The sequence below is a fragment of the Methanopyrus sp. SNP6 genome, assembly GCF_002201895.1.
Taxonomy (GTDB): Archaea; JAADCQ01; Methanopyri; order Methanopyrales; family Methanopyraceae; genus Methanopyrus.
In genome coordinates, this window is record NZ_CP019436.1 from 533,052 (window position 1) to 556,492 (window position 23,441).

General features: G+C 58.4%; 22 protein-coding genes. 8 read left to right on the forward strand and 14 right to left on the reverse strand.

Going from position 1 to position 23,441, the window contains the following annotated elements:
- Nucleotides 1-34: 34 nt before the first annotated feature.
- Together BW921_RS02980 and BW921_RS02985 are read right to left on the reverse strand one after the other, a co-directional pair.
- The gene (locus BW921_RS02980; RefSeq protein ID WP_148688510.1) at nucleotides 35-898 is read right to left on the reverse strand and encodes an Mrp/NBP35 family ATP-binding protein; all 864 of its coding nucleotides are present in this window, start codon (nucleotides 896-898) and stop codon (nucleotides 35-37) included.
- A gap of 179 nt (nucleotides 899-1,077) precedes the next feature.
- On the reverse strand, nucleotides 1,078-1,944 hold the full coding sequence (locus BW921_RS02985) for a hypothetical protein (protein WP_148688511.1): 867 nt from the start codon (nucleotides 1,942-1,944) through the stop codon (nucleotides 1,078-1,080).
- 38 nt (nucleotides 1,945-1,982) lie between these two features.
- On the opposite strand from BW921_RS02985, the gene BW921_RS02990 reads away from it, so the two are divergent.
- The gene (locus BW921_RS02990) at nucleotides 1,983-3,260 is read left to right on the forward strand and encodes a hypothetical protein (RefSeq protein WP_148688512.1); all 1,278 of its coding nucleotides are present in this window, start codon (nucleotides 1,983-1,985) and stop codon (nucleotides 3,258-3,260) included.
- On the opposite strand, the gene BW921_RS02995 is transcribed toward BW921_RS02990, so the two are convergent.
- Together BW921_RS02995 and BW921_RS03000 are read right to left on the reverse strand one after the other, a co-directional pair.
- The gene (locus BW921_RS02995; protein WP_148688513.1) at nucleotides 3,157-4,275 is read right to left on the reverse strand and encodes a DUF512 domain-containing protein; all 1,119 of its coding nucleotides are present in this window, start codon (nucleotides 4,273-4,275) and stop codon (nucleotides 3,157-3,159) included. The genes BW921_RS02990 and BW921_RS02995 overlap by 104 nt on opposite strands.
- A gap of 273 nt (nucleotides 4,276-4,548) precedes the next feature.
- Nucleotides 4,549-6,543, reverse strand: coding sequence for a helicase-related protein (locus BW921_RS03000; protein WP_168168697.1), 1,995 nt, complete (start codon nucleotides 6,541-6,543; stop codon nucleotides 4,549-4,551).
- A 51-nt stretch (nucleotides 6,544-6,594) separates the two neighbouring features.
- On the opposite strand from BW921_RS03000, the gene BW921_RS03005 reads away from it, so the two are divergent.
- Nucleotides 6,595-7,869: a phosphoadenosine phosphosulfate reductase family protein gene (locus tag BW921_RS03005; RefSeq protein ID WP_148688515.1), complete on the forward strand. Its 1,275-nt coding sequence runs from the start codon at nucleotides 6,595-6,597 to the stop codon at nucleotides 7,867-7,869.
- 120 nt (nucleotides 7,870-7,989) lie between these two features.
- On the opposite strand, the gene rpsJ is transcribed toward BW921_RS03005, so the two are convergent.
- The 5 genes from rpsJ to BW921_RS03030 form a co-directional block, all read right to left on the reverse strand.
- Nucleotides 7,990-8,298, reverse strand: a complete 309-nt coding sequence (gene rpsJ / locus BW921_RS03010) for a 30S ribosomal protein S10 (RefSeq protein ID WP_088335404.1) — start codon at nucleotides 8,296-8,298, stop codon at nucleotides 7,990-7,992.
- 43 nt (nucleotides 8,299-8,341) lie between these two features.
- Complete coding sequence (gene tuf, locus BW921_RS03015) at nucleotides 8,342-9,613, reverse strand: translation elongation factor EF-1 subunit alpha (protein ID WP_148688516.1); 1,272 nt, start codon at nucleotides 9,611-9,613, stop codon at nucleotides 8,342-8,344.
- An 80-nt stretch (nucleotides 9,614-9,693) separates the two neighbouring features.
- Complete coding sequence (locus BW921_RS03020) at nucleotides 9,694-10,647, reverse strand: UDP-N-acetylglucosamine 3-dehydrogenase (RefSeq protein WP_148688517.1); 954 nt, start codon at nucleotides 10,645-10,647, stop codon at nucleotides 9,694-9,696.
- A gap of 191 nt (nucleotides 10,648-10,838) precedes the next feature.
- Nucleotides 10,839-12,848 carry a CoB--CoM heterodisulfide reductase iron-sulfur subunit A family protein gene (locus tag BW921_RS03025; RefSeq protein WP_148688518.1) on the reverse strand — a complete coding sequence of 670 codons (2,010 nt, stop codon included), beginning with the start codon at nucleotides 12,846-12,848 and terminating at the stop codon, nucleotides 10,839-10,841.
- A gap of 109 nt (nucleotides 12,849-12,957) precedes the next feature.
- Nucleotides 12,958-13,665 carry a hypothetical protein gene (locus BW921_RS03030; protein WP_148688519.1) on the reverse strand — a complete coding sequence of 236 codons (708 nt, stop codon included), beginning with the start codon at nucleotides 13,663-13,665 and terminating at the stop codon, nucleotides 12,958-12,960.
- Between the two features lie 76 nt (nucleotides 13,666-13,741).
- Between BW921_RS03030 and BW921_RS03035 the strand changes: the two genes are divergently transcribed.
- From BW921_RS03035 to BW921_RS03045, 3 genes are read left to right on the forward strand one after another with little or no spacing between them, the layout of a single operon-like run.
- Complete coding sequence (locus BW921_RS03035; protein WP_088335414.1) at nucleotides 13,742-14,263, forward strand: 50S ribosomal protein L16; 522 nt, start codon at nucleotides 13,742-13,744, stop codon at nucleotides 14,261-14,263.
- 32 nt (nucleotides 14,264-14,295) lie between these two features.
- A complete protein-coding gene (gene ppsA, locus BW921_RS03040) occupies nucleotides 14,296-16,608 on the forward strand; it encodes a phosphoenolpyruvate synthase (protein WP_148688520.1) in 2,313 nt (770 codons plus the stop codon).
- A gap of 5 nt (nucleotides 16,609-16,613) precedes the next feature.
- Nucleotides 16,614-17,342, forward strand: a complete 729-nt coding sequence (locus BW921_RS03045; protein WP_148688521.1) for a TrmB family transcriptional regulator — start codon at nucleotides 16,614-16,616, stop codon at nucleotides 17,340-17,342.
- A gap of 461 nt (nucleotides 17,343-17,803) precedes the next feature.
- Here the strand turns inward: BW921_RS03045 and BW921_RS03050 are convergent, their stop codons facing one another.
- From BW921_RS03050 to BW921_RS03060, 3 genes are read right to left on the reverse strand one after another with little or no spacing between them, the layout of a single operon-like run.
- On the reverse strand, nucleotides 17,804-18,082 hold the full coding sequence (locus BW921_RS03050) for an elongation factor 1-beta (protein ID WP_148688522.1): 279 nt from the start codon (nucleotides 18,080-18,082) through the stop codon (nucleotides 17,804-17,806).
- A 13-nt stretch (nucleotides 18,083-18,095) separates the two neighbouring features.
- Nucleotides 18,096-18,410 carry a zinc finger domain-containing protein gene (locus tag BW921_RS07885; RefSeq protein WP_210400491.1) on the reverse strand — a complete coding sequence of 105 codons (315 nt, stop codon included), beginning with the start codon at nucleotides 18,408-18,410 and terminating at the stop codon, nucleotides 18,096-18,098.
- Nucleotides 18,411-18,460: 50 nt separating this feature from the next.
- Nucleotides 18,461-18,694 (reverse strand): sulfurtransferase TusA family protein, encoded by a 234-nt coding sequence (locus tag BW921_RS03060; RefSeq protein WP_088335428.1) that lies wholly within the window; start codon nucleotides 18,692-18,694, stop codon nucleotides 18,461-18,463.
- 140 nt (nucleotides 18,695-18,834) lie between these two features.
- Between BW921_RS03060 and BW921_RS03065 the strand changes: the two genes are divergently transcribed.
- On the forward strand, nucleotides 18,835-20,130 hold the full coding sequence (locus BW921_RS03065) for a double-cubane-cluster-containing anaerobic reductase (RefSeq protein ID WP_236953767.1): 1,296 nt from the start codon (nucleotides 18,835-18,837) through the stop codon (nucleotides 20,128-20,130).
- A 6-nt stretch (nucleotides 20,131-20,136) separates the two neighbouring features.
- Here BW921_RS03065 and BW921_RS03070 read toward each other — a convergent pair whose 3' ends face one another.
- Both BW921_RS03070 and BW921_RS03075 read right to left on the reverse strand, forming a co-directional pair.
- The gene (locus BW921_RS03070; RefSeq protein WP_148688523.1) at nucleotides 20,137-21,441 is read right to left on the reverse strand and encodes a formylmethanofuran dehydrogenase subunit B; all 1,305 of its coding nucleotides are present in this window, start codon (nucleotides 21,439-21,441) and stop codon (nucleotides 20,137-20,139) included.
- A 99-nt stretch (nucleotides 21,442-21,540) separates the two neighbouring features.
- On the reverse strand, nucleotides 21,541-22,296 hold the full coding sequence (locus BW921_RS03075) for an acyl-CoA dehydratase activase (RefSeq protein ID WP_148688524.1): 756 nt from the start codon (nucleotides 22,294-22,296) through the stop codon (nucleotides 21,541-21,543).
- A 189-nt stretch (nucleotides 22,297-22,485) separates the two neighbouring features.
- Here BW921_RS03075 and BW921_RS03080 point away from each other — a divergent pair, with 189 nt between their 5' ends.
- Entirely contained in the window at nucleotides 22,486-22,947 is a 462-nt protein-coding gene (locus BW921_RS03080; protein WP_148688525.1) for a YeeE/YedE thiosulfate transporter family protein, read from the forward strand.
- Between the two features lie 13 nt (nucleotides 22,948-22,960).
- A complete protein-coding gene (locus BW921_RS03085) occupies nucleotides 22,961-23,434 on the forward strand; it encodes a YeeE/YedE thiosulfate transporter family protein (RefSeq protein ID WP_148688526.1) in 474 nt (157 codons plus the stop codon).
- The last annotated feature ends 7 nt before the right edge of the window (nucleotides 23,435-23,441 follow it).

Here is a 23,441-nt window from a genome sequence, read left to right on the forward strand (position 1 = left end):
CTACCGGAGGGTGGAAGGGTACTCGGACGCATCCTCAGATGCGGTCACGAACGGTCTCGGCGAGCTCGGAGAACGCCTCGGAGACTCGCGAGTCGGGGGCGGCGATGACGAACGGTTTACCTTCCTCCTCAGCCTTCCGCTTCGCCTCTGGGTCGAGTGGTATCCGAGCGAGGACCTCGGTGTCGAACCTCTCCGCGAGCTTCTCCGAGTAATCGTCGGAGAAGTACTCGATCGTGCTCCCGCACTCGGGGCAGACGATCCCGTGCATGTTACTGACGATCCCGACCAACTCGCCCTTCAGCTTATCGACGGCTTCACCGGCCTTCACGACGTCGGAGAACGCCAGGGACTCTGGACTTGCGACCAGGAGTACGTTACGGGCGTCCTCGGGAAGCATCTGCAGCGCCGTCATGACCTCGTCACCTGTCCCGGGGGGCATATCGACGATGAGGTAGTCCAGGTCGCCCCAACGCGTCTTGACGAGAATCTCTCGGATGAAGCCCGACTTGCGCGGCCCACGCCATAAGACGGGGAGGTCCTCACGTTCCAGCATGGTGCCGATGGACATGACTTTCACGTCACGGTAGCCTGAGAGCGGGAACAGTCCTGCGGGTGTTCCCTTCGGGGGTTCCGTGACCCCGAGCTGCTCCGGCACGTTCGGTCCGTGGATGTCCAAGTCGAGGATACCCACGTCGTCGTCCTCGGCCAGCGCGAGCGCGAGGTTCACCGAGACGGTGGTCTTACCCACGCCACCTTTGCCGCTCATGATGACCAGGACGTGCTCAACGCTCTCCAGGTTCTTCTCGATGGCTTCGCGTTCCTTCTTGAGGCGCTTCTCTAGCTCCCTTCGAGACGGGTGGTGCGGATGACCCTCTTCATGCGATTCGTTTCCGGACAAGGCATTCACCCCGGTTAGGTGCACCTGATGAGTTGTTCGAGGTCATTAAAACCGGTTCCCCCGTGTGCTCACCGATGGTACCGATGAGCCCTAAACGATCTGGGGACCGCCGACAGCGCCCGGACGAGGATGGGCTCGTGAAGGCGGTTCAACCTGGGGATGAGGTGAACCGTGCCGGGTCACCGCCACACTCGTTCTCCGACGGTAGAGCGCCCGATGAGGACGAGCCGGCGGTAGCCGAGAAGCCGCGCCAAGCGACTGCACTCCGGCACTTCGGTACGGCCGAAGGTCTTCACCTTGATGAGGTCCATCAACGCCCCTCCCGTAAGTACGTCCCATACGGCGTCCATGAACGTTGGGTCCTCGATCCCGAGTCGATCCTCCATATACTCACGGAGTCTGGGTTCCACCTTGAACCGGTAGAACGCCCCAGCCAGGGTGAAGGAGGTAAGGAAAGCGACAGCACCTATCGGGTCCCCTCGAGTGCACGCGAGCAGAAGTGCAGTCGCTACCGAGGCGTTCCCCGCGTCCCCGAGCATCGTGCGACCCTTCAAGTCCAGCAGGACATAGGGTACGAGCGCAGCCCAGGCGACGGAGACTAAGGTGTGGTTCCACCACGGGATGGTCGCGACGGTAGCGGTAAGTGCGGCGAAGGTGAACGCGCGCGGTTGCATGTCGACGATGTTGGCGGGTTGCGGGAGGAACCCCGTCACGAGCCCCGTGATTGGATGGAACCTCCACCAACACCACCCGAAAGCTAACAACATAGCGGTACCTCTGGCAAGATGACCCACCTCGACACCGAACCTCGTGTGGGTCCTACCGAGCGCGTCGTCCACGAACCCCAGTACGGCATGGGTCACGACCGGGACGCCGTAGGTTAGGGGTGCCAGATACGCGTATATTAGGGCGGGGACGACGCCGACGCCCCTCGGTGTACCTCCCCGAACGGGCTCGTAGAGCGGCCCGTCCAGGAACCTGAAGACGGCGCACGCGGCGAGGGTCGCGGGTGCTGACGCTACGAGCGCCACCAACGTGTCGTGCACGGACTGGCCCCCACATTCGACTCATGGGGATACTCACGATGGGGAGATTCGAGCGCAACTTGGCGGCGATGTTCACTGAGTACGCCCTGATCAGTACGATCCAGGTCCTCTTCTGGATCGTGCTACCTAAGATCATGGGTCCTCAGCAGTTCGGGAGGCTCGTGCTTCTGATCAACTTGGCGGGATTCCTAGCCGACCCAATCCATCAGGCGGTCGCCCTCGCGTGTTCTACCGAGCTGTTGAGTCTTGGGGACAGGGAGCGCGCCTCCTTGTGCGTTTCGGCTGTGATAGTCTCATTGACGCTATCCCTCGCGGCCGCTTCTGCGATGCTGACGGTCATCACCATACTACCCGTACCGGAGAGGCTCCGTACTGTGTCGGATCCGTGGGCCGCCTTAGGCCTGTTGGCATTGTGTACGTCTCCTGTGACGAGGGTCATGGAACCGTTCCTCCTCGCCGCCGGACGGAACTTGTTTGTGATGACCATAGCACTAGGTCACGCCGCTAAGGTGATGGTCCCAACGTTACTGAGGACTTCGTGGGTCGGAGCGGCGATATGTGCCGGTCTCTGCCCGTTCTTGGCCGGTTTAGCGGTCCTACCGCTCGTCGGGAAGCCTCGGGGATGGAATTTCTCGATCGGATACCTCAAGCGCGGTACGGTAATCGTTGTGGACCGTCTCGTTGAGTTGGGGTCGTACGCGTACGCGATCGTCCTAACGTACGTCCTGTACGGGTCGAAGACCTCGGCGTTCGTCGGTTTAGGGTTGGCGGCCTACAAGTTCGCGGCCCTGACGTTGGAAGCGTTCGTGCAGCCGATAACACTCGAAGTCGGGGCGGGTGAGGAGGAACTGGCGTTCAGAGGATTGCGCGGATACCTAGTCCCGGCGGGTATCGCGGCAGCCATAGCGATCTTCACGTGCGCCAGCCTCGCACCGGTAGTTCTCTCGACCGAGTACGGGCCGGCGGTGCCGATCGTCCGATGGTTCTCACTCCCCACGCTCATGCTTCCCTCCCACATCGCACTCCGGGCGCACCTGATAGGAATCCGTAGATTACGTCTGCTTCTCGTGTACCGCGCCCTTTACGCCTCCTCGTTCCTCGTAGTCCTCCACACATTGACCGGGACGTTCGGACCCGTGAGCGTACCGATGGGGTTGTTAGCGGCCCTTTCGTTCACACCCCCGATAGTAGCGATGATCCGACGTCATACGGTCACTGGTGAGGAATCTCGGCGAGCACGTCGGGCAGATCCTCCAATCGTTCCGGTCCGACCACGATCTCACACCCGGCGTGTAGTGACACCTCGAAGATCGTGACACCGTCGATGAACGACCCGAGTTCCACGGATATCCGCGGCACGATGGCCACGTCTAGATCCCTACGCTCAAGTTCTCGGAGGATGTCCTCACCCGTGAGTAGTCCGGCGCACCCGATGTTACCGCCGAAGTACCGATTTTCCACTGTTACAGGTTCTAAGACTTCACGCCCCAGCTTCTCGTTCGTAGTCCGACATAATTCCTCGATGACAAGTCCGAACATCTCGCCGGTGATCAGTCCTATCTTAGAGTCGACGCCGCCGAGGGCTTCGGCGCATTGTGACGCCAGATCGTTTAGACTCTTCAAATATTCCTCTAACGGGACCAGACTGTCGCAGGGGACCACGTCGAGGTCCAACTCGCGATCCATCCGTCGGCACGTCTCCCACAGGAACCGAATTTCATCGGACGTGGGGGGCCGAATACCTTCCCGGTTGTACCTAGTGACCCCGACCGGAATCACCACGCACTTACGGAGGTCCCAGTCGTCGAGATCCCGTAGGATCATGGGTAGGGAGTTCAAGTTGTAGTCGGGTACGGCCACGACGTTAGCGACGGTATCGACCTCACGTGCAGCCTTTCGGACCAGCTCCAACACACGTGCGGCTTCGCGGACGCTCTCCCGGGTCAGCTTGGCGCGTTCCGATGGATCGGTGGAAAGGAGGTGGAAGTCTAGTTGATCGACGTACCGTAGGAGAGTCCGGAGCTTTCGCTCCGTCAGGAATTTTCCGGAAGTTATCACCTTGAGCGGTAGGTTCTCTCGGCTTTCCACAAGCTCGCGCGCCCGGCGAACCACGTCTTCCAGCTTCGGATGGTTCACCAGATCGGATGGGTACATGGATAACTCGTCGATGACGAGACGGCGTCGGGCATCCGGTGGGAGTTGGGTGGCATAACAATGCCGACAGGTCGGCGAGCATGGCGGTGTGGGATCACTCGGAGGACCGTGAGACTCGATCAGCCAGGTCTTCTCCCCGTCGTAATCCAGGTGTCGAGTCACCCACTCCGTACTCACCTGAACGATCCCACATTCCCCCCACCGAGATGCCACCCATCGGATGAGACCGTCTGATGGGACCCTTTCGACCCACTATTCGTGGCGCATATCACTCCGAAGTCGCCCCGGGATCGCAGCTGAGATAGGGACGGTCGAGGTGTCTACGCCGCAACTCCGCACTCGGGGAGTGGACAACCTGATACTGCGCGGCCGACGGAGAACCCAAACGCTACGTCGCGCCACGTCCCATCAGTTGGTTATAGGAACGGTCTGGGACGCTCCGTGCCGGTACTACTCCCTATACTTCGGCTGTCCTCCGACACCGCCGGGTAGCCCTTCCCTTTTCCGTAACTTTTCAACTAGCCGCAGTATTCCGAGCAAGTACCGCTCGACCGAACTCTCGAACGTTACCACGTCCTCCTCGGGCCAGGGACAACGAGGTAACCGCAGGTTTCGCGGGTCTTCCTTCCTGGCCAGCTCGATGGCCTCTTCGACCGCAGACTTCCACTCCAGCATGGGCATCACTGCCGGCGGTGACTCGTAAATCAGCAGGAAGGCCTCTTTGTCGGATTCCTCGGGACAATGGACGTAATGGTTCAAGAGTGAGAGTGGCACCCCATGTTTCAACTTCAGGGCATAGTTGAGGGCGTGAACCGCGTGTTCGGCCGAATCGGTCCCGACCCTCCTCCTCAAATCCGAGTCTTCCAGGCGAATGTAGTACGCCTTCACGCGTATCGTGATGTCACCACGCTCCAGCGGGATAGGCCGCTCGGGTTCGTCCGGGGGAGGCGAGAGTACCGTGTCCGTCCACCGGAGCTCGACGTACCCTATTCCGCACTTCCCCTCTCCCTCGACGTGGACCTCGATTCTGGGATAAGTCCACCAACCTTCCTCGATAAGCTGTGCTACGGTGGGATCGTACTCCTCCACGGGGACGGCCGGGATCGTGAGGGTCTTCCGGTCGGGTGGTTCGCTGACGACCCAGATCTCGCCGGCGGCCCTGAACGCGCATCCCGGGGCCCAAGCCCTTGGCACGTCTTCGGGATCGACTTGGTCCCTGAGAACGGCCCGTGAGTCGTCCTCGCGGACCACCCGGTACGATCCCTTTTCCCCGTAGAACGACTCGGTCGGATTACTCCAAGGTGGTGCGGCCAAGTGCGACTGGGCGTAAGCCAGTATGCGTTCGACTTTGCCCTCCAGGTAGGCCTCGCGGAATCTCCTCGGAGTCTTGGTCACGAACGAAGTCCAAGGGTCGGCCGGGTAGATCACGGACTCCGCCTCCTGACCGCGCCTGCCGGCACGTCCTTCCCGCTGCCAGAAGTCGGAGACGCGGTCAGGGATCCCGTAGTGCACGACTCGAATTACGGACCCCACGTCGATGCCGACCTCGAGCGTCTTCACTGTAATCATCACGGAGGCACGACCTCGCTTGAACTCCCGCTCGGCACGTCGGCGCTCGTCCCGGGGGAGCGCCCCGTGATGTAGTGTGACGTATTCTTCTAGTCCGTACCGTCGGCATAGTACCTGGTAAGCGTGTTCCGCCTGTGTCCGGGTTCTGAAGAATACCAACGTCTTCGGGTCCTCCAGGGCGTATCTGATGATATCTTCCAGGAGATCGGCCATTTTGGCGGTATTTCGAACCACGAACTTACGGGGTGCCATCTTCCCCCTACCGCGGACGTGCGTGCAGGTCTCACCGGTGGCTCGCTCGACCTCGCCGCAGAAGTAATCCGGGTGTCCCACGGTTCCGGACATGAACAGGTGCCGGCGATCCCGGAGCGCGCGAACGATCCCGAGCAACAGGTTCACCTGTTTGGGACCGTAGAAGTGGACTTCGTCCCACACGAGGCACCGCGCGACGTCGGTCAGGAACTCCCAGAACTGAAGCCCTCGACGGGCGTGAATCCAGATCATCTGTGGGTTTGTAACGACGATCTCGGCTTCCTGAACCTTGGCGCGCCATCCCGGGTGGTCACCGTCGGCGATAACCACGTCGTAGCCGTACTGGATCATCCGTTCGGCCTGATCACGGGCGAGAGCCTTAGTCGGATACACGAAAACTGCAGGAAAGGTATGTTCGTGCTCTATCGCCGCGAGAGCCGCCTCGGTTTTTCCAGCACCCATTCCCGCGGTCAGTAGAACGTGGCCGTTCTCGAACGCCTCTACGGTCTCAACCTGATGTCTGTAGGCCTCTACGTCCGGGAGCCGTTTCGAGAACCTCGAGAGCGGAATTCCGGCACCTTCCGGTTTTTCACCCTCCCATTCGAGCTCCCACCGAACTCCCATCGATCTCACACCCATAACCGGTCGGAAGGGACGTCTCCCGGGGGTTAAAAGTTGGAAGGTAGAGTGCACCTGCACGTACTGGTGAGGGCACGGAAGGATGCGTCGGCTGTGGAATCGGCATTGGAGCGATATTACCCGGACTGGGAGTGGAGAGTGGAAACGCTCGGAGGTGAACGCAATCCGTCGTGGATTGTCGGTTTAGCGCGTGAACGGTTCGAAGATTCCGACGCGATGTGGAAGGTACTCCTTCTGGGCCGGCGTAGTTACTCCGGCCGTGGGCGTGTGGTTTGGATGGAGGGATGGTCGGCGGTAAACGTGGGCAAGGCGGAGGTCCGGAACGCCAGGCTGACCGAGATCGTGGACAGTATCGAGTTAGGGCGTGCCGCCCCGCGCCTGAGCGTGGCTTTCAGACGGGTACCGGAGCTCCGACGGGGGAGGTTACTGACCGAGAATCAGGACGCGGATACCATGCTTCGGTGGGGCAAATTCACCGAAACGATCGCTGAGCTAACGGAGGAGGAGTTACATAACGGTGCGTACTTCTCGCTCCGAAAGCCGGGGAACCCACCGGAAGAAGTACTCTACGACGCCTCCGGTAGGCCGATCCTCAGGATCCTCATGCCGGACGAGGGTAAACCGAGCGTAAGCGTGCTCGGGAACGGGGAACCCTTCGATCTTAAGGCGTTCGTCCGTGAGAACTGCGAGACGCTGGAAAACCTGTTCGAGGACGCAGTGGATTCCCTAGGTGGAGTAGCGGGAGAGTTCGATGTCCTACTCGTGCCGGTCAGCGGGGGGAAGGACAGCACGTGCTGCTTAGCGATAGCCGTCGAAACGGCGGACCGATTAGGAATAGACGTCGAAGCCGTGTACGTGGATACCGGATACGACCTGGGAAGAGACGTCGTCGAAGACGTCGGAGCAGCGTTGGGAGTCGACATTAAGCACGTAGACGTTTCCGATGCGTTTGAGCGTGGGTTGAGGGAGCGGAAGCCTACCCATGAGAACCGATGGTGCACCGGTGTGAAGCTTTCCGGGATCAAGAAAGTGCTGAAGGATTTGGAGGGAGATGTCCTGTTGGTCGTGGGGGATCGAGATGCGGAGAGCCGTAGGAGGAGATTGAGGCCGCCGGTCCATAGGAACCGTCTGCTCGACGTGCCCGAAGTTAACCCCGTGAAAGGGTGGGGAGGAGCCGAGGTGCTCGGGACGTTGTTCCGATTGGGTCTACCCGTGAGCGAACTGTACGAGATCGGGTTCTACAGGTTGGGCTGCTCCGTGTGTCCCTCATTCACGGCGTGGGAGAGAACGCTCGTGGAGCTCAGCCGATAATCCTGACTGCGGGCTTCATCGCCAACTCTCAAGCGCAAGCGCGGTCTCCCACGGGCCCGACGGTGCGCACGCGGGGACAACGTTACGGTTACTTTAACGATTGCGTCCGGGGGTATCGGTTCACTTCATGATGATCTCCACGTGCACCTCTTCGGGGACGTGTATACGCATTAGCCGTCGGATCGTACGCTCATCGCCTTTAATATCGATCAACCGCTTGTGAATGCGCATCTCCCACTTGTCCCAAGTAGCCTTACCTTCACCGTCCGGAGACTTCCGTGTCGGAACCAGAAGTCGTTTAGTCGGCAGTGGGATGGGACCAGACATCTGAGCACCGGTTTCCTCAACGACCTTCTTGATCCGCTCACAGACCTCCTCGAGTTTGTGGTGATCGGTACTCGACAGGCGCAGGCGTACTTCCTGGGCCATCACGACACCTCCCGGAAGAGAATTATCTCGAGGGGAAGAAAGCTCACTCTTCCTTCTCGATCTTCACGCACATTCCGGCGGCCACCGTCTGACCCATGTCTCTGATGGCGAACCGGCCAAGCTGTGGGATGAAGCTGACCTCCTCGATGACCATCGGCTTCGTCGGCCGGATGCGCACCTTCGCGGCCTCTCCGGTCTTCAGGAAGTCCGGGTTCTCTTCGATTACCTCACCGGTAGCCGGATCGATCTTCTCGATGAGTTCCTCGAACTTGCAGGCCACCTGGGCGGTGTGACAGTGGAATACCGGTGTGTAACCTGCGGTGATCGCGCTCGGGTGCTGTAGGACCACGATCTGCGCGATGAAGGTGTCGTCCGGCGTAACCACGGTAGCCGGCTCGTCGGGGTGACAGGCTACGTCACCGCGGCTGATGTCGTTCTTACCCACGCCCTTCACGTTGAAACCGATGTTGTCGCCCGGCTCGGCGCGCTCGATCTCCTCGTGGTGCATCTCGATGCTCCTGACCTCACCCTCTCCCTTCCGTCCTCCGGTGGCCGTGTAGGCCGGCTCAAACCGGACGGTGTCGCCCACCTCGAGTACTCCTGTCTCAACCCGACCCACCGGCACGGTACCGACACCGGTGATCGAGTACACGTCCTGGATCGGGATCCGCAGCGGCTTGTCAATCGGCTTCTTGGGCGGTTCCAGGTCGTCTAGCGCCTCCAGCAGAGTCGGACCGTCGTACCACGGTGTGTTGTCGCTCTTCTCGACCACGTTGTCGCCTTCGAAGGCGCTGATCGGGATGAACGGGATCTCGTCGACGTTGTAACCGATAGTCTTTAGGAGCTCGGCGACCTCCTGCTTGACCTCCTCGTACCTGTCCTCATCGTAGTCCACGAGGTCCATCTTGTTGATTGCCACGATGAGCTGGTCGATACCTAGCGTCTTGGCCAGGAACGCGTGCTCCTTGGTCTGAGGCATCACACCGTCGTCCGTGGCCACTACCAGGATTGCAGCGTCGGCTTGGCTCGCACCGGTGATCATGTTCTTAACGAAGTCTCGATGTCCTGGGCAGTCCACGATGGTGAACTCGTAGTTGTCGGTCTCGAACTTGGTGTGAGCTAAGTCGATCGTTACACCTCGCTCCCGCTCCTCCTCGAGCGTGTCCATGATAACTCTGAACTTGTCTTCTCCTTCACCCAGATCCTTGTCTTCGATCACACCGGTGTCGTACAACAATCGACCGACCAGGGTGGACTTACCGTGGTCTACGTGGCCGATGAACGCGAGGTTAATGTGCTCCTTCTCCTTCGCCACGGGAACCTCCCCCGGTTTCGTTTCGCGACGACCCGGCCGATCCCCGTTTTATAATATTGTCGGTTATGGGGAAAGCTCGGTCATTCGACTTCTTCTAGCGAGACGGGTCGATCCTCCTTCACAGACTTGAGGGCCGCCACGGCCGTGCGGAGAGCTTGAAGTCCAGCCTCGCCGTCGACGAGGGGATCTCGATTTTCTAATATAGACTCGGCAAAGTCCCGAAGCTCCAGTTTCAGGGGTTCTTCCTTCCGTATATTGAACCGTTTAACACCCTCCCGATCCATCAACCGGAGCTCCTGTTCTATGTACTGAATCTCCAGGATAGCCTCCCGACCTGTCACCTCTAGCCTCCGTTCCTTATACGGGGTGAGCCAGTTCACTTCTATCAGTCCAGTAGGATCTCCATCGAACCGGAGCATGACCTCGGCATAATCTTCCCGAGTTCGTGTGATGGCAGAGCCGGCCGTGGCGTACACCTCTTCCACATCTGTCTCAGCTAAGTAGCGCATCACGTCGATGTCGTGCACGGCAAGGTCCACGATGACACCTACGTCCCGGATCCTGGGTGGATACGGACCGACCCGCTTAGCCGACATAACTACGATATCACCCAAGTCACCCCTCGAGACTACCTCCTTAGCTTTCATCACGCTCGGATTGAACCGCTCGATATGGCCGACCGCGAGCTTCAACCCGTGGTCCTCAGCGGCGTCTATGATGCGCCTGGCGTTCTCGATCGTATCGGCGATCGGTTTCTCGACGAGAACGTGCACGCCCGCTTCCAGCGCGTCAACGGCTATCTCCGCGTGATACTTCGTCGGGACGCAGACACTGACGCCGTCCAAGTTCTCCTCTCGGAACATCTTCCGATGGTCGGTGTACCAGTTAACGTCGTACTTCTTGGCGACCTCCTTGACCCTGCGCTCGTTGACGTCACAAACCGCCACTAACTCCGTCTCTTCGAGCTCATGGTACACCCGGGCATGGTGCGACCCCATCATGCCGACACCGATCACACCGGCACGCACGGTCAATGGCGACACCCCCTGTCGGAGTGTCGGCGTGTCGATCCTGAGGAAGCGTTAAAACCCGGCGGTCCCACACCGTAAATTGTTACGAATATCATAACGATTCGCGCCGGGCGTGAGACCCCATCCCCCGCCCCCTGGGCTTTCGCCCTTCGGGGGCGGGGTCATCGGGGGACTCGTGATCTTGAGGCCTTCCGTTACTCCTCTTCTTCCTCCTCGAGTGCTTCCGACAGCAGCGCCTCGATCTGCGGCGTCAACTGCTCATCCCGGTAGTAGCGTAGCTGCATGGCACCGCTCGGGCACGCGGCGGCGCACTGTCCACAGCCCTGACAGGCCACGTCCTGCACCTCGGCAACTCTCTTACCGTCCTTCTCCACCATTTCGATGGCATCGAACGGACACACCTGTGCGCACGCTCCGCAGCCGCCGCAGACGTCCTCGTCCACGGTCGCTGTGATCAGCTCGATCTCGACCTTGCCCTGGGACATCGGGATACTGGCCTCGCTGGCGGCGCCCTTCGCTTGGGCTACAGTGTCCGGGATGTCCTTCGGACCTTGCGCCACACCGGCGATCTGGACGCCGCGAACCTTCGTGCTGACCGGCTCCAGCTTCGGGTGTAGCTCCTTGAAGAACCCGTCCGGCGACCTGTCGATGCCCAGGATGTCGGCGAGCTTGGAGTACGTCTCCTCCGGCGCTACTAGGCCGCAGCCCAGCACCACGAGGTCAGCCTCGATCTCCATCGGCTCGCCGGTGAGCGTGTCCTCGACACGCACGATGAGGTTCTTGGTCTCAGGATCCTCGACTATCTCGGCCGGCCTACCTCGGATGAACCGCACACCGAACTGCTTCTGGGCGCGCTCGTAGTACTCCTCGTAACCCTTACCGAACGCCCGCACGTCCATGTAGCAGCAGTAGACCTCGGCATCCGGCTCGTGCTGCTTGATCAGCTGCGCGTTCTTGAGGATGAACATACAGCAGATCCTGCTGCAGTACGCTTCGCCCTTCTCCTCCTTGCCCGGGCACCGCGATCCGACGCAGTGGATGAACACGATCCTGTGCGGCTCCTTGCCGTCGCTCGGTCGGATCACGTGACCCTCTGTCGGACCGGCCGGGTTGATCATCCGCTCCAGCTCCAGCGTAGTGATCACGTTGTCGTACTTGCCGTAGCCGTACTCCTCGAGCTTGCTCGCGTCGAACTCCTCGTAACCGGTCGCGACGATGATCGTGCCGACCTTCAGCCTTATCTCCTCAGGCTTTTGGTCGAAGTCTATCGCCGGCGGGTCCTGCGGGCACGCCTCTTCGCAGAGGCCGCACTTGATACAGTGCTCCTCGTCGATCGTGTACACCAGCGGCATCGCCTGCGGGAACGGCACGTAAATCGCCTTCCTGGTACCGAGCCCTAGGTCGAACTCGTTGGGCACCTCGATCGGACATACCTCCGCACAGACTCCGCATCCCGTGCACGCGTCCTCGTCCACGTACCGCGGTTTCTTCTCGATCGTTACCTCGAAGTTGCCGATGTAGCCGTCCACGTCCTTGATCTCGGCGTAGGTGATCAGCTCGATGTTCGGATGGTTACCCACCTGCACCATCTTCGGAGCCAGGATTCACATGGCGCAGTCGTCGGTCGGGAACGTCTTCGCCAGCCGCGCCATGTTACCTCCGATCGTCGGCTCCTTCTCCACCAGATACACCTTGAAGCCCTGATCCGCGAGGTCCAGGGCCGCCTGGATCCCGGCAATACCACCACCGATGATGAGGACGCTGTTCTCGACCTCCACCTCCTTCGTCGGTACGTCCTCTAGCCGCTTAGCGCGCTCCACCGCCGCCCGAATCAAGTCCTTGGCCTTCTCCGTGGCCTCCTCCGGCTCCTGCATGTGTACGAACGAGCAGTGCTCCCGGATGTTGACCATCTCCATGTAGTACGGTGACAACCCGGCCTCCTTGACACAGTTCCTGAACGTGTTCTCGTGGATCTTCGGGGTACAGGCAGCCACGACTACTCGATCGAGGTCGTGTTCCTTGATGGCTTCCTGGATGATCTCCTGACCCGGATCGGCGCAGAAGAACGGGTAGTCAGTCGCGTACACGACGCCGGGCAGCTTCTTGGCGTACTCGACTACCTCTTCGACGTCGACGGACGCCTTGATGTTCACACCGCAGTGGCACACGAACACGCCTATCCTGACGCCCTCACTGTCCTCCACGTTTTCACCCCCTATGCCGTTGTGGCCACGCCCGGTCACACGATGTTCGGGTTATAAGCGTTGGGATATTGGAGGCCGAAATCGGGGAGATTGGAGGGAAAGCTGGACTCTAGGACAGGAGCCCGAAGGGAAAGGCCTTAGATAAGAACATGCAGAATATGTCGGCGACGTATTTGGCCAGGTTAGTTACCATGTTGTCCAACTCGTTCCTGGCGTTGCTGTAGGCCTTTTCCTCTTTGTCGTTATTAGCACATTTCGATGCGGTGTCGATGGCGTCGTAGAACCTCGCTATCGGATCGAACGATCGGATCATCAGTTTCAGGTTCTCCTGGAGCTCAGCCGTCACCGTACTGAGGAACTGCATCACAGTCGAGTTCGGGCCGATAAACCGGACCAGAGCCAGGTGAAACTCGTTCAGCGGCTTTTGGAAGGATTCCCCGTGCAGTTTCTGGTTCAGCACCGCCTTGAACGAGGACAGTACTACGGCGGCTACTAGGTCCTCGGGTCGTACTGGCTCGTGGTACGCTTGACCGCGGAGGTAATCGATCACAGCTGCGGTGCAGTTGTACAACGCATCACATAGCGACTGCGTCAGGTTGCTGGCGAGACTGTAGTACTCCGGAGGCACTGTCGTCGTGACGTTCGCGGACGTCGACGTCGTATCGGATGCGCCGGTGTCGACACCCGCGCCCGCGGACGGATCGACGGTCGTCGTAAATGTGGTCCCAGTATCCACCGATACCTGGAGTTCCGCAGCCGAGGCGATTGGAGTCACTACCATTGCTACTAGAAGGGTCGTGATGGCGCTAACACGCATACGATCATCCCCAAGCGTAGCAGGCACGTTACCGTTTTAAAACCTCTACGAAGCGGGTGGCGGGGGGTAGGTAGCGATGGTGAACCGTCCAGCCCGGATCTACCGGGAGTGGAAGGGTCCGGCGTACACGCGAAGGGAATACATCAAGGGAGTACCGGACCCGAAAATAAGGCAGTTCGACATGGGGAATCCGTCGGGTGACTTCGACGTAGAGGTGTCACTGGTGGCCAGGGAACGCGCTCAGGTCACGCACAACGCGCTCGAGGCGGCCCGTGTCGCCGCGAACCGTTACCTGACCAAGACCGTGGGTAGGCAGAACTACCACCTGAAGATCCGAGTGTACCCACACCATGTTCTGCGCGAGAACCCACTGGCAACGGGGGCCGGAGCGGACAGAGTTCAGGAGGGAATGCGACTGGCCTTCGGGAAGCCGATCGGTACGGCAGCCAGGGTGCGTGAAGGTCAGCGCGTGGTGACTGTCAGGATCGACTCGGAGAACTTCGAGCATGCCAAGGAAGCCCTGCGCCGCGCGGGCATGAAGTTCCCGTTCCCGTTCACCATCGTGGTCGACAAGGGTGAAGAACTAGTTCGGGACTGATGCGATACCGGTCGTGCTGAGGGGTGCCCACCGTGAAGTACGTCCGGTGGTTCGAGGAAATATCAAAGGATGACGTCGACGTCGCCGGAGGTAAGGGTGCGAACCTGGGCGAGATGACGCAGGCGGGACTCCCGGTCCCGCCCGGCTTCGTGGTACTGTCCACGGCCTACAACGAGTTCCTCGAGCGCACTGGTCTGGAGGAGAAGATAAAAGAAATACTTTCCTCCCACGATCTGTCCGACAACGACGAACTTCAGGAGGCCACGAAGGAGATTCAGAGGTTGATCGTTGAGGCCGAGATGCCGGAGGAGATCCGTGAAGAGATCGTGAAAGCCTACCGAGAGCTCTGCGAGAAGGTCGGCAAAGAGGAGGAGTTCGTGGCAGTTCGCTCGTCAGCGACGGCTGAGGACTTACCGGAAGCGTCTTTCGCGGGCCAGCAGGAGACGTTCTTGAACGTCCGAGGCGAGGAGGACGTAGTGAAGTACGTGCAAAAGTGTTGGGCGTCCCTGTTCACCCCTCGAGCCGTAGCTTATCGGGAGGAGCAAGGGTTCGAGCATCTAGACGTTTCGATCGCCGTCGTCGTCCAGAAGATGGTGGACTCGAAAAAGTCGGGAGTGATGTTCACGGTCCACCCTTACACCGGCGATCGGGACAAGATGGTGATCGAAGTCGTGTGGGGTCTTGGTGAAGCCGTAGTCAGTGGGGAAGTCACTCCCGACACTTACATCGTCGACAAGAACACGTTCGAAGTCATCGAGGAGCAGATATCCGAGCAGGAGTGGATGTACACAAAGGACCCAGAGACCGGGGAGACTGTCAAGGCCGAAGTACCCGAGGATAAACGCGACGCTAGGAAGCTGACGGACGAAGAGATCAAGGAACTGGCAGAGATCGGAGTAGCCGTGGAGGAGCACTACGGGTTCCCGCAGGATATCGAGTGGGCCATTGAGGGAGGCGAGGTGTACGTGCTGCAGTCGCGTCCGGTCACCACGATACCAGAGGAGGAGAGGGAAGAGAAAAAGGTAGAGACGGAGGAGTTAGAGGGCAAGATCCTCGTCCGCGGCTTAGGGGCTAGCCCGGGGATCGGTACGGGCGAAGTCAAGATCGTGATGGACGTGGACGATATTGACAGGATGGAGGAAGGAGACGTCTTGGTCACCAAGATGACCACACCGGACATGGTCCCGGCAATGCGGAAGGCGTCGGCCATAGTCACGGACGAAGGAGGTATCACGTGCCACGCAGCGATCGTGTCGCGAGAGCTGGGAATCCCGTGTGTGGTCGGTACGGGCAACGCCACGGAGGTCCTCGAGGAAGGACAGGTGGTAACGGTCGACGGAGAGCGTGGAGTGGTGTACGAGGGTGACGTGCGCAAGGTCCTCCGTGCCGAGGAGGAAGAAGAGGAGCGGGAAGAGAAGGAGATCGTGGTGGAGCGCCCGGCTGCTGAGCCCGTAACCGCTACGGAGATCAAGGTTAACGTCAGCATGCCCGAAGCCGCGAAGCGTGCCGCCAAGACGGGAGCCGACGGTGTCGGACTGCTCCGTATCGAGCACATGATCCTGGGCGTGGGAGTACACCCGCGCAATCTCATTGAGGAGGGTGAGCGCGAAAAACTGGTTCAAGTGCTGATGGATGGAATCCGCAAGGTCGCGGACGCCTTCTACCCGAAGCCCGTGTGGGTTAGAACCCTGGACGCTCCGACCGATGAATTCCGCGAGCTCGAGGGCGGTGAGCGGGAGCCAGAAGAGGCCAATCCGATGCTCGGTTGGAGAGGCATTCGTCGCGATCTCGAGGAGCGAGAGACCCTCGAGTGTCAGTTCGAGGCTATCCGTCGTCTCCACCAGGAAGGTTACGATAACATCGGCGTGATGATCCCGCTAGTACAGCATCCTGAAGAACTGCGCCGCGCCAAGCGGATTGCTAAGGAAGTGGGGCTCAAACCGCATCGCAAGGTCGAGTTCGGAATGATGGTGGAGACGCCGGCCGCCGCGGTACTGATCGACGAATTCATTGAAGTAGGTCTAGACTTCGTGAGCCTTGGCACCAACGACCTCACCCAGTACACGTTGGCGGTCGACAGGAACAACGACAAGGTGGCATATCTCTACGACGAAAAGCACCCGGCAGTACTTCGGCTGATCAAACACGTCATCAACGAGTGTAAGGAGGCCGGAGTGAAGACTAGCATCTGCGGTCAGGCGGGTAGCGACCCGAAGATGGCCGAAATACTAGTGAAAGCGGGCATCGACAGCATTTCTGCGAACATCGACGCGGTGTCCCAGATCCGGCGGATCGTAGCCCGGGTAGAGCGGAAGATACTGCTGGATAAGGTGAGGGAGCTCTAACGCCCGTGTCCCTCCTGAAACATCTTTCCGAACTAGGATTGTCCGAGCGAGAGGCACGGGTATACCTGTACCTGGTTCGCGCTGGTGAGGCCAACGCACGGGAGGTGAGTGAGGGGGTCGGAATTCCGTACTCAAAGGTTTACTCCGTCCTTCGATCGCTGGAGGACAAGGGATGGGTGGAAGCCGATCGAAGCATCAGACCTACTACCTATCGACCGGTGTCCCCGGACGTCGCGGTGAGGCGAGCCCTGGAGCGGGAGCTGAACAGGATCCAACGTGAGCTGGAGGAGCATGCCAAGGTCGCCGTGAGGAAACTTTCCGAGATGTACAGAGCGGAACGGGAGACCGTGGCCCGCACGTATCACGGTAAATCCGCCAGGGAGACGCTCGCAGAAGTGCTGAGATCGTCGGAAGATATAGTATGCATCGTCCACCTAGGCCGCAATCTGCCACGCTGGCTCCTGGAGTCGCTTCGGCGGATGAAAGGCTCGATGGTCCTCAGGGCTAAGGAGGGGTCCGAGGTCGCGGACGAACTGGAACCCGACGTGAAAGTAACAGTCGATATTGAACCCCGAGACACCTTAATAGTGCTCTCAGCGGACCGCCGCGAGTTTTTCTTGGGTAAGTTCGGTGTCGAGGGCGACTACTTGCTCTCACTCGAGGAGCCTATACTGGCCCAAGGGATCCACGATGCGGTCACGAGAGCGTGTAAATCGCGCTCACGACGCGCTTGAGTACCGGATTCGCCTAGGAAGGACGACACCCCAAACTTGTCCGAAGCACATGCGCCATCCCAGTTCCAGGCGTAGGGCCGTAAGGGGAGCATACGACGCCCTGACAGCCCGAACAACCTCGGGGTCGATGTTCGTCTCTTCCAAGAGCTCGCTCCCGGTGATTACAGTGGCCGCCCGGGTCGAGCTTACAGAGCGGGCATCTCGAGATTCCGTAACCGATGTCGTGTAGTAATCACGATTCGAGGGCGATTTTACCATCGACTCTGAACTTCCACGACAGTCACCAGTACAATTAAGTCACATTCGAACGAGTACTCAAGCCTCGTATCATCAAGATGTCCGCGTCGTTCAGACGACATAGTCGCCGAAGGACGCGTTCGGGAAGGTCGGAAACTACTTTCTCCAGGAGCGTGCAAGAAGCGCAAATGTTTCGACTCTAATAACGTTCTCCCGCAGGGCGCTCAGAGGGTGCGACTGGCACTCACCACCTCGACCTGATTGACCTCGTCGACCTCCTTGAGAGCGTCTTCGAGCGCGTCGGTACCTCCCTCGGCGTCCGGCACTACCACCTTCACTCTGATCGCTTTCAGCCCGAAGGCTATGGGTTCTTCCTCCATACCCTCGATGGAGTCCACCACGTCTATGGACTCGAGCTTCTCGCGGATGGCCTCCTTGAACTCCTCGTAGTCCACATCGGCACTCTCAGGAAGGACTTTCAGGTCCACGAGTACCTTCGACACCGCTATCACCCCCTTAAGGACCTATGAAACCGCAGTTGGGACACTGGTACCGGTTGCCCAACCTCCTGCACTTCTGACACCTGGTGATCACGACCTCACCGCACTTCGGGCACGGGTGGGAAACCGCACGTTCGCCGGGAGCGATCGGTCCACCGCACGCGGAACATACGGCGTAGTCGGCACGTTCTATACGACCTGCCTCGGTCATCTCGACTTCCTCTGCGGCCTCCTTGATGAGTTCCTCCCTCGTCTTACCACCTGTTTCCTTCAGCTCCTCCGAGGAAGCCCTCTCTACACCGACTTCCCGCTCCTCGTTCTTCTCCGCCAATCGGTACCCCCTAGGGATTGGCCCGAAAAGGATGCTATATCAATGGCGGGCTAGCCCTTCTTCCTGATGTAGATCACGAAGTGATCCTCCTCTTCTTCCACGTCTAAGATCTCGTGCCCGTTCTCCTCGGCGAACCTCCTGATATTGTCCTTCGCGGGAGGGTAATCGCCGACGACCTTCAGGACTTCCCCTTCGCTCATATCATCCAGCTTCTTCCTGGTTTCGAGCACGGGCATAGGACAGATCTTACCCCGGACGTCCAACTCCTCGTCGTACTCGACCATCCGGATCGCCCCCAATCTGACTCCACGTGATAGGTATTCGGATTTGTTCCCTACGATCTTCAATAGGTATGAGGTTAGCTAATGGTCATATTTAATTGCGAACTCCATTAGTATAATGCAGGAATTCGATTTAATAATGAGTGAGAAAGTACCAAGTTGAAGGGATCCTATTGGATATTAGAGATATTTGGAAAGAACTCGGAATCGACCTAGAGCGGCATGATAAGTTGCTCGAAGCCCTGCCGGAGACGTACGAGCAGATCTTCCTGAGTCAGGAAAACCGCCCAGAGCGTATGTCCTACTTCGATGAGGTAGTCGCCGATATCCACGGAACACGGGTCCAGGAGCTGTACGAGATGAGAGAGGAAGGTAAACCGATCCTGGGGACGTTCTGCGTCTACGTGCCGGAGGAGATCGTCCTCGCCGCTGGCGGTGTTTGCATGGGGTTATGTGGTGGATCGGAATTCCCGATCCCGGACGCCGAGAAGTACCTCCCACGCGACCTGTGCCCACTGATCAAGTCGTCCTTCGGCTTCCTAGTATCCAGACTGTGCCCATACTGCCAAGTCGCGACGGTGATCGTCGGCGAGAACACTTGCGACGGCAAGAAGAAGATGTATGAGATAATGTCCGAGCACAAGGACGTCTACGTGATGGAAATGCCTCAGGTGAAAAATGAAGAAGGTCTCGAGTACTGGTACGAGCAATTAATCAAATTCAAGGAGTTCGTAGAGGAACTATCTGGGAACGAAATTACCTACGAGTCTTTATTAGACGCTATAGAGCGTGTGAACGCTAAGCGGGCAGCTCTTAAGAAGTTGTACGAGCTTAGGAAGCACGATCCGGCACCTATAAGTGGACGTGATGCGAACCTGATAGCTCAAATAGCGTTTTACGATGATGTTGATCGATTCACTAAGAAGGTGAACGAACTCAACGAAGAGCTCGAAAAACGTGTGGAGGAAGGCGAAGGTATCGCCGAGGAAGCACCGAGAATCCTAGTAGCCAGCACGCCGATGCCGATCCCACACTGGAAGCTACTTCACATCGTGGAGTCTTGCGGCGCGGTGGTAGTCTGCGAGGAATCGTGTACGGGCACCAGGTACTTCGAACGGGAGGTCAGCACGGAAGGAGACGATGTCGAAGATCTGATTAAGAATATCGCAGAAGCGTACATGGAAACGAAATGTGCAATTTTCACACCGAATGACGAGAGGATCGAAGATATTATTAAGAAATACGAGGAGTGGAACTGTGATGGAGTGATACTGTATAACCTTAAATTCTGTCAACCGTACGCTGTGGAACACTCGAAGATCGAAAGTATGCTAAAAGAAGAAGGAATCCCCACGTTGAGACTTGAATCAGACTACAGCGAGGAGGACGTAGGGCAACTGAAAACGAGAATCGAGACGTTCCTAGAGTCGATCGCTTAGGCCCGCTCACGCCATCTCCTCTATTTTCTCTATTATCATTTGTAGGATTTGTTTGTCGTTGGGTATTTGTTCTGGTGGTTCGGTTATTTTCTTCATTCTGATTGGTACTGCGTCCATTCTGTAGGCGGTTCCTTCCCATTCTATGCCCGCGATGGCTACTGGTATGTATAAGTCTGAGAGTTCTGCTGTTGGCGTCCAGTGTGGGTCGATGCATACGAGTGGTATTCTAGCCATGTGTTCTACTGCTTTTTGTGGGAAGTGTGCGCCTGGGTCGCTTGCGATGACCATCATCGCGTCGGCTTCTCCTCTGATTAGTAAGTCTACAGTACTCGTTTCACCCGGGTTATACCGCGGGTATCCTCTAGTGAAGTCTACAGCGTACGGGTATCCCGTCGTCCATGCTAGTACTTCATTGAACCCAGTCACATTGTAATGACCTCGCATCATGATTAGAGTCCACTTCGAGTACTCGTTCAAATCCCTGATTAGGCAGATTGCATTATCAATGTTCCGATGCCTACCGCGAGACATTGTCAAACCCATTCCCCAGAATAGTGTACCAAAGCTAGCCTCCTTGAGCAAGTCAGCGACCTCGTAGACTAGTTCTACCGGTACTCCAGCCACTTTCTCACGCTCGATTTCAAGCCCATGAACAGCCATTCGAAGCGCGCTGATTAACTCGTAATCCTCGTTCGGCTTGACTTGTATGTAAACGTCAGCCAGTCTAGACGTGGCAGTCCTCCGCGGGTCAACGACGATCACAGTACGATCCCCACGACCCTTCGGCCTGAAATAACCCCTAGCAAACACTGGATACCGACTCATATGCCGCGGATGAGCATGCATCGGATTACAACCCCAGTAAATCACCGTATCAGCCCTGTTCTTCACCTCACCCAACGTACACCCCGGAACACCAACATCCTGCAACCCCAACACCGAAGGACCGTGTCACACTGAGGCCGTGTTGTCGATGACGCCACCGACTAGTTCTGCTAGTTCAACACCCTTCTCCTGTGCCTCTACCAACGTCGCGGACCAACCGTACAGGATCGGTAACTTAGCCTCAACGAGTATCCTAGCCGCTTCTTCCGCAGCATCCTCGTAGTCAATCTTCTTCCACTCTCCATTCTCCCTGATCATCGGTTCCGTATGACGATGCTCCTCCTGCGCACTCAAGAACTTCGCAGCACCAATCCTACAAGCATGCCGAACCTCCACGATCTCACCGTCCTCCACGACCACCTCCAAATCATCACACAACGTACCACAGAACGGACAAACCACGTCCCTGATCACCTTACGACTCATATAGCCCCCCTAGACAATGCGATCATTTCAGCTTTTGAAAGTTATTAATCTTAGAGTTCAATGGTCATTCGTGTTATAAATGGATTATGAACCTAGTATTCATTTCTCTAATACCCATAAAGCAGCTCCTAATGCTCCAGCTATGTGGGCTTCATCCGGCACATTTATCCTCATCTTCAGCCTGTCTGAGAGGAGCTCGGTGAAGACTCGACAGCGCGTCATACCACCGACTAGCACTACCTCGGGCTCCGGTGACACCTTGTCAGCCATGGTGGCGACGCGCTCTGCCACAGAGTCGAGGATGCCCAGCAGAATTCTTTCGACGTCGATCCCGCGGTTCACCAGCGAGATCACCTCAGTCTCCGCGAAGACCGCGCACATCGAGTTGATCTTCACGGGATCATCCGCGCAGTTCACGTGTTCGTCGACCTCCGACATTTCGATCCCGAGCCGTCGGCACACGTTCTCGACGAACCTCCCGGTACCGGCAGCGCACTTGTCGTTCACCTGGAAGTCCACGACCTTGCCGTCTTTCACCTTCATCACCTTGGTATCCTGGCCGCCCACGTCTATCACCGTCCTGGCGCCTTCGACCAGTCTGGAGGCGCCTAGAGCGACCGCTGGGAGCTCGGGCACGGTCTCGTCAAACTCGTCGCTCAGAGCCTCTCTACCGTATCCTGTGACGGCCGTGACGTCGAACTCGTCGATGTCCGCACTTAGCTCGTCCATGGCACGTCGCAGCACCTCTTTCACGGGACCGGTGGACTCTACCACGGTGTAGTCCTCGAGCGAATCGTCTTCTACGATCGCACACTTCAGGTTGGAGGATCCAGCATCCACGCCGAGAACCCGCATGGTCTGTCCCCGGTCGATCCGTCACGTGCACCTCCTTGATGTCGTTGGGCGGTTCGTTCGATAGCTATTACCGAGTTTCATACCACCACAGGACTCTTCATTAAGTTCTCTAATATCGTTTTGATACCGGAAAGAGTACTAATTATAACGGGATACAACATCTGCCCGCCGCGCCGGGGGAGTTGAAGCATGACCAGGATATCACCGTTGGTTACGGGGTTGGTAGCCGGCGTCTCCGCCGCGATACTTCAGGCAGTCTTCAAGGTCAGCCCACCACCGGCGTACAGCATCTGTATAGCGTGTCACACCAGGGACCTGGTGAACTGGATAATGAACCACGCCGCGGGAACCACGCTCGGGATGGCGCCGGTCTCCAAACCCTTCCCGGTGCTGACCGTCGTAGGGATCTTCATCGGGGCGCTGATTGCGTCGTTCGCCCGCGGAGAGTTCCGAATTCGGAAGACTCACCACCCGGTTGTGGGATTCGTACTGGGTTTTCTGATCATCAACTTCGCACTCTTCATGGGCGGATGCCCGATCCGAACGAGTCTGAGGACGATGTACGGGGACGTCGTGGCACTTCTCGGATTGATCTCCATAGCCGTCGGCGTAGTATTGGGTGCGGAGTTCTACCTCAAGAGAAAGACGTGAGGGGGGACGATCGTTGGCGGAGTACCTGCACGCCATCGGAACGCTTGCGTTCGGCGTGCTGATCGGCTACTTGGGCCAGCGGTCCGCGATGTGCTTCATAGGTGGAATCCGGGACGTGTACCTACTACGCGATACGTGGCTCGTGCAGGGTCTAATCGGGTTCCTCATCGGTGCCTTCTTCGGGTTGTCGGTGTTCGGAGCCGCGGGCATGATCAAGAAGTTCCCATGGTTCCTGTACAAGGGAGCGTCCGCCATCCCGGGTGACGTCCTAGGCAAGAAGCCGGGGTTCGTCGCTCACGCGGCGGTGACGGTGGTGGGAGGTCTCGGCGTTGGTTTCCTATCGGTGGTCCAGGGTGGCTGCCCGTTCAGGAACTACGTTATGGCGGCCGAGGGCAATGTGACGGCGATGGCGTATCTGCTAGGAATGTTCGTCGGTGCGGTGTTCTACCACGCCTGTATCATACCGATTTTCGGGCCACCTAAGTGAGGGGATG

Bases quoted from the DNA above. Each gene is read 5' to 3' on its own strand.
- BW921_RS02990 (WP_148688512.1), top strand. From the start codon at position 1,983: ATGGGGAGATTCGAGCGCAACTTGGCGGCGATGTTCACTGAGTACGCC.
- BW921_RS03000 (WP_168168697.1), bottom strand. From the start codon at position 6,543: ATGGGAGTTCGGTGGGAGCTCGAATGGGAGGGTGAAAAACCGGAAGGT.
- rpsJ (WP_088335404.1), bottom strand. From the start codon at position 8,298: ATGGCCCAGGAAGTACGCCTGCGCCTGTCGAGTACCGATCACCACAAA.
- BW921_RS03030 (WP_148688519.1), bottom strand. From the start codon at position 13,665: ATGCGTGTTAGCGCCATCACGACCCTTCTAGTAGCAATGGTAGTGACT.
- BW921_RS03035 (WP_088335414.1), top strand. From the start codon at position 13,742: ATGGTGAACCGTCCAGCCCGGATCTACCGGGAGTGGAAGGGTCCGGCG.
- BW921_RS03060 (WP_088335428.1), bottom strand. From the start codon at position 18,694: ATGGTCGAGTACGACGAGGAGTTGGACGTCCGGGGTAAGATCTGTCCT.
- BW921_RS03075 (WP_148688524.1), bottom strand. From the start codon at position 22,296: ATGCGGGTTCTCGGCGTGGATGCTGGATCCTCCAACCTGAAGTGTGCG.
- BW921_RS03080 (WP_148688525.1), top strand. From the start codon at position 22,486: ATGACCAGGATATCACCGTTGGTTACGGGGTTGGTAGCCGGCGTCTCC.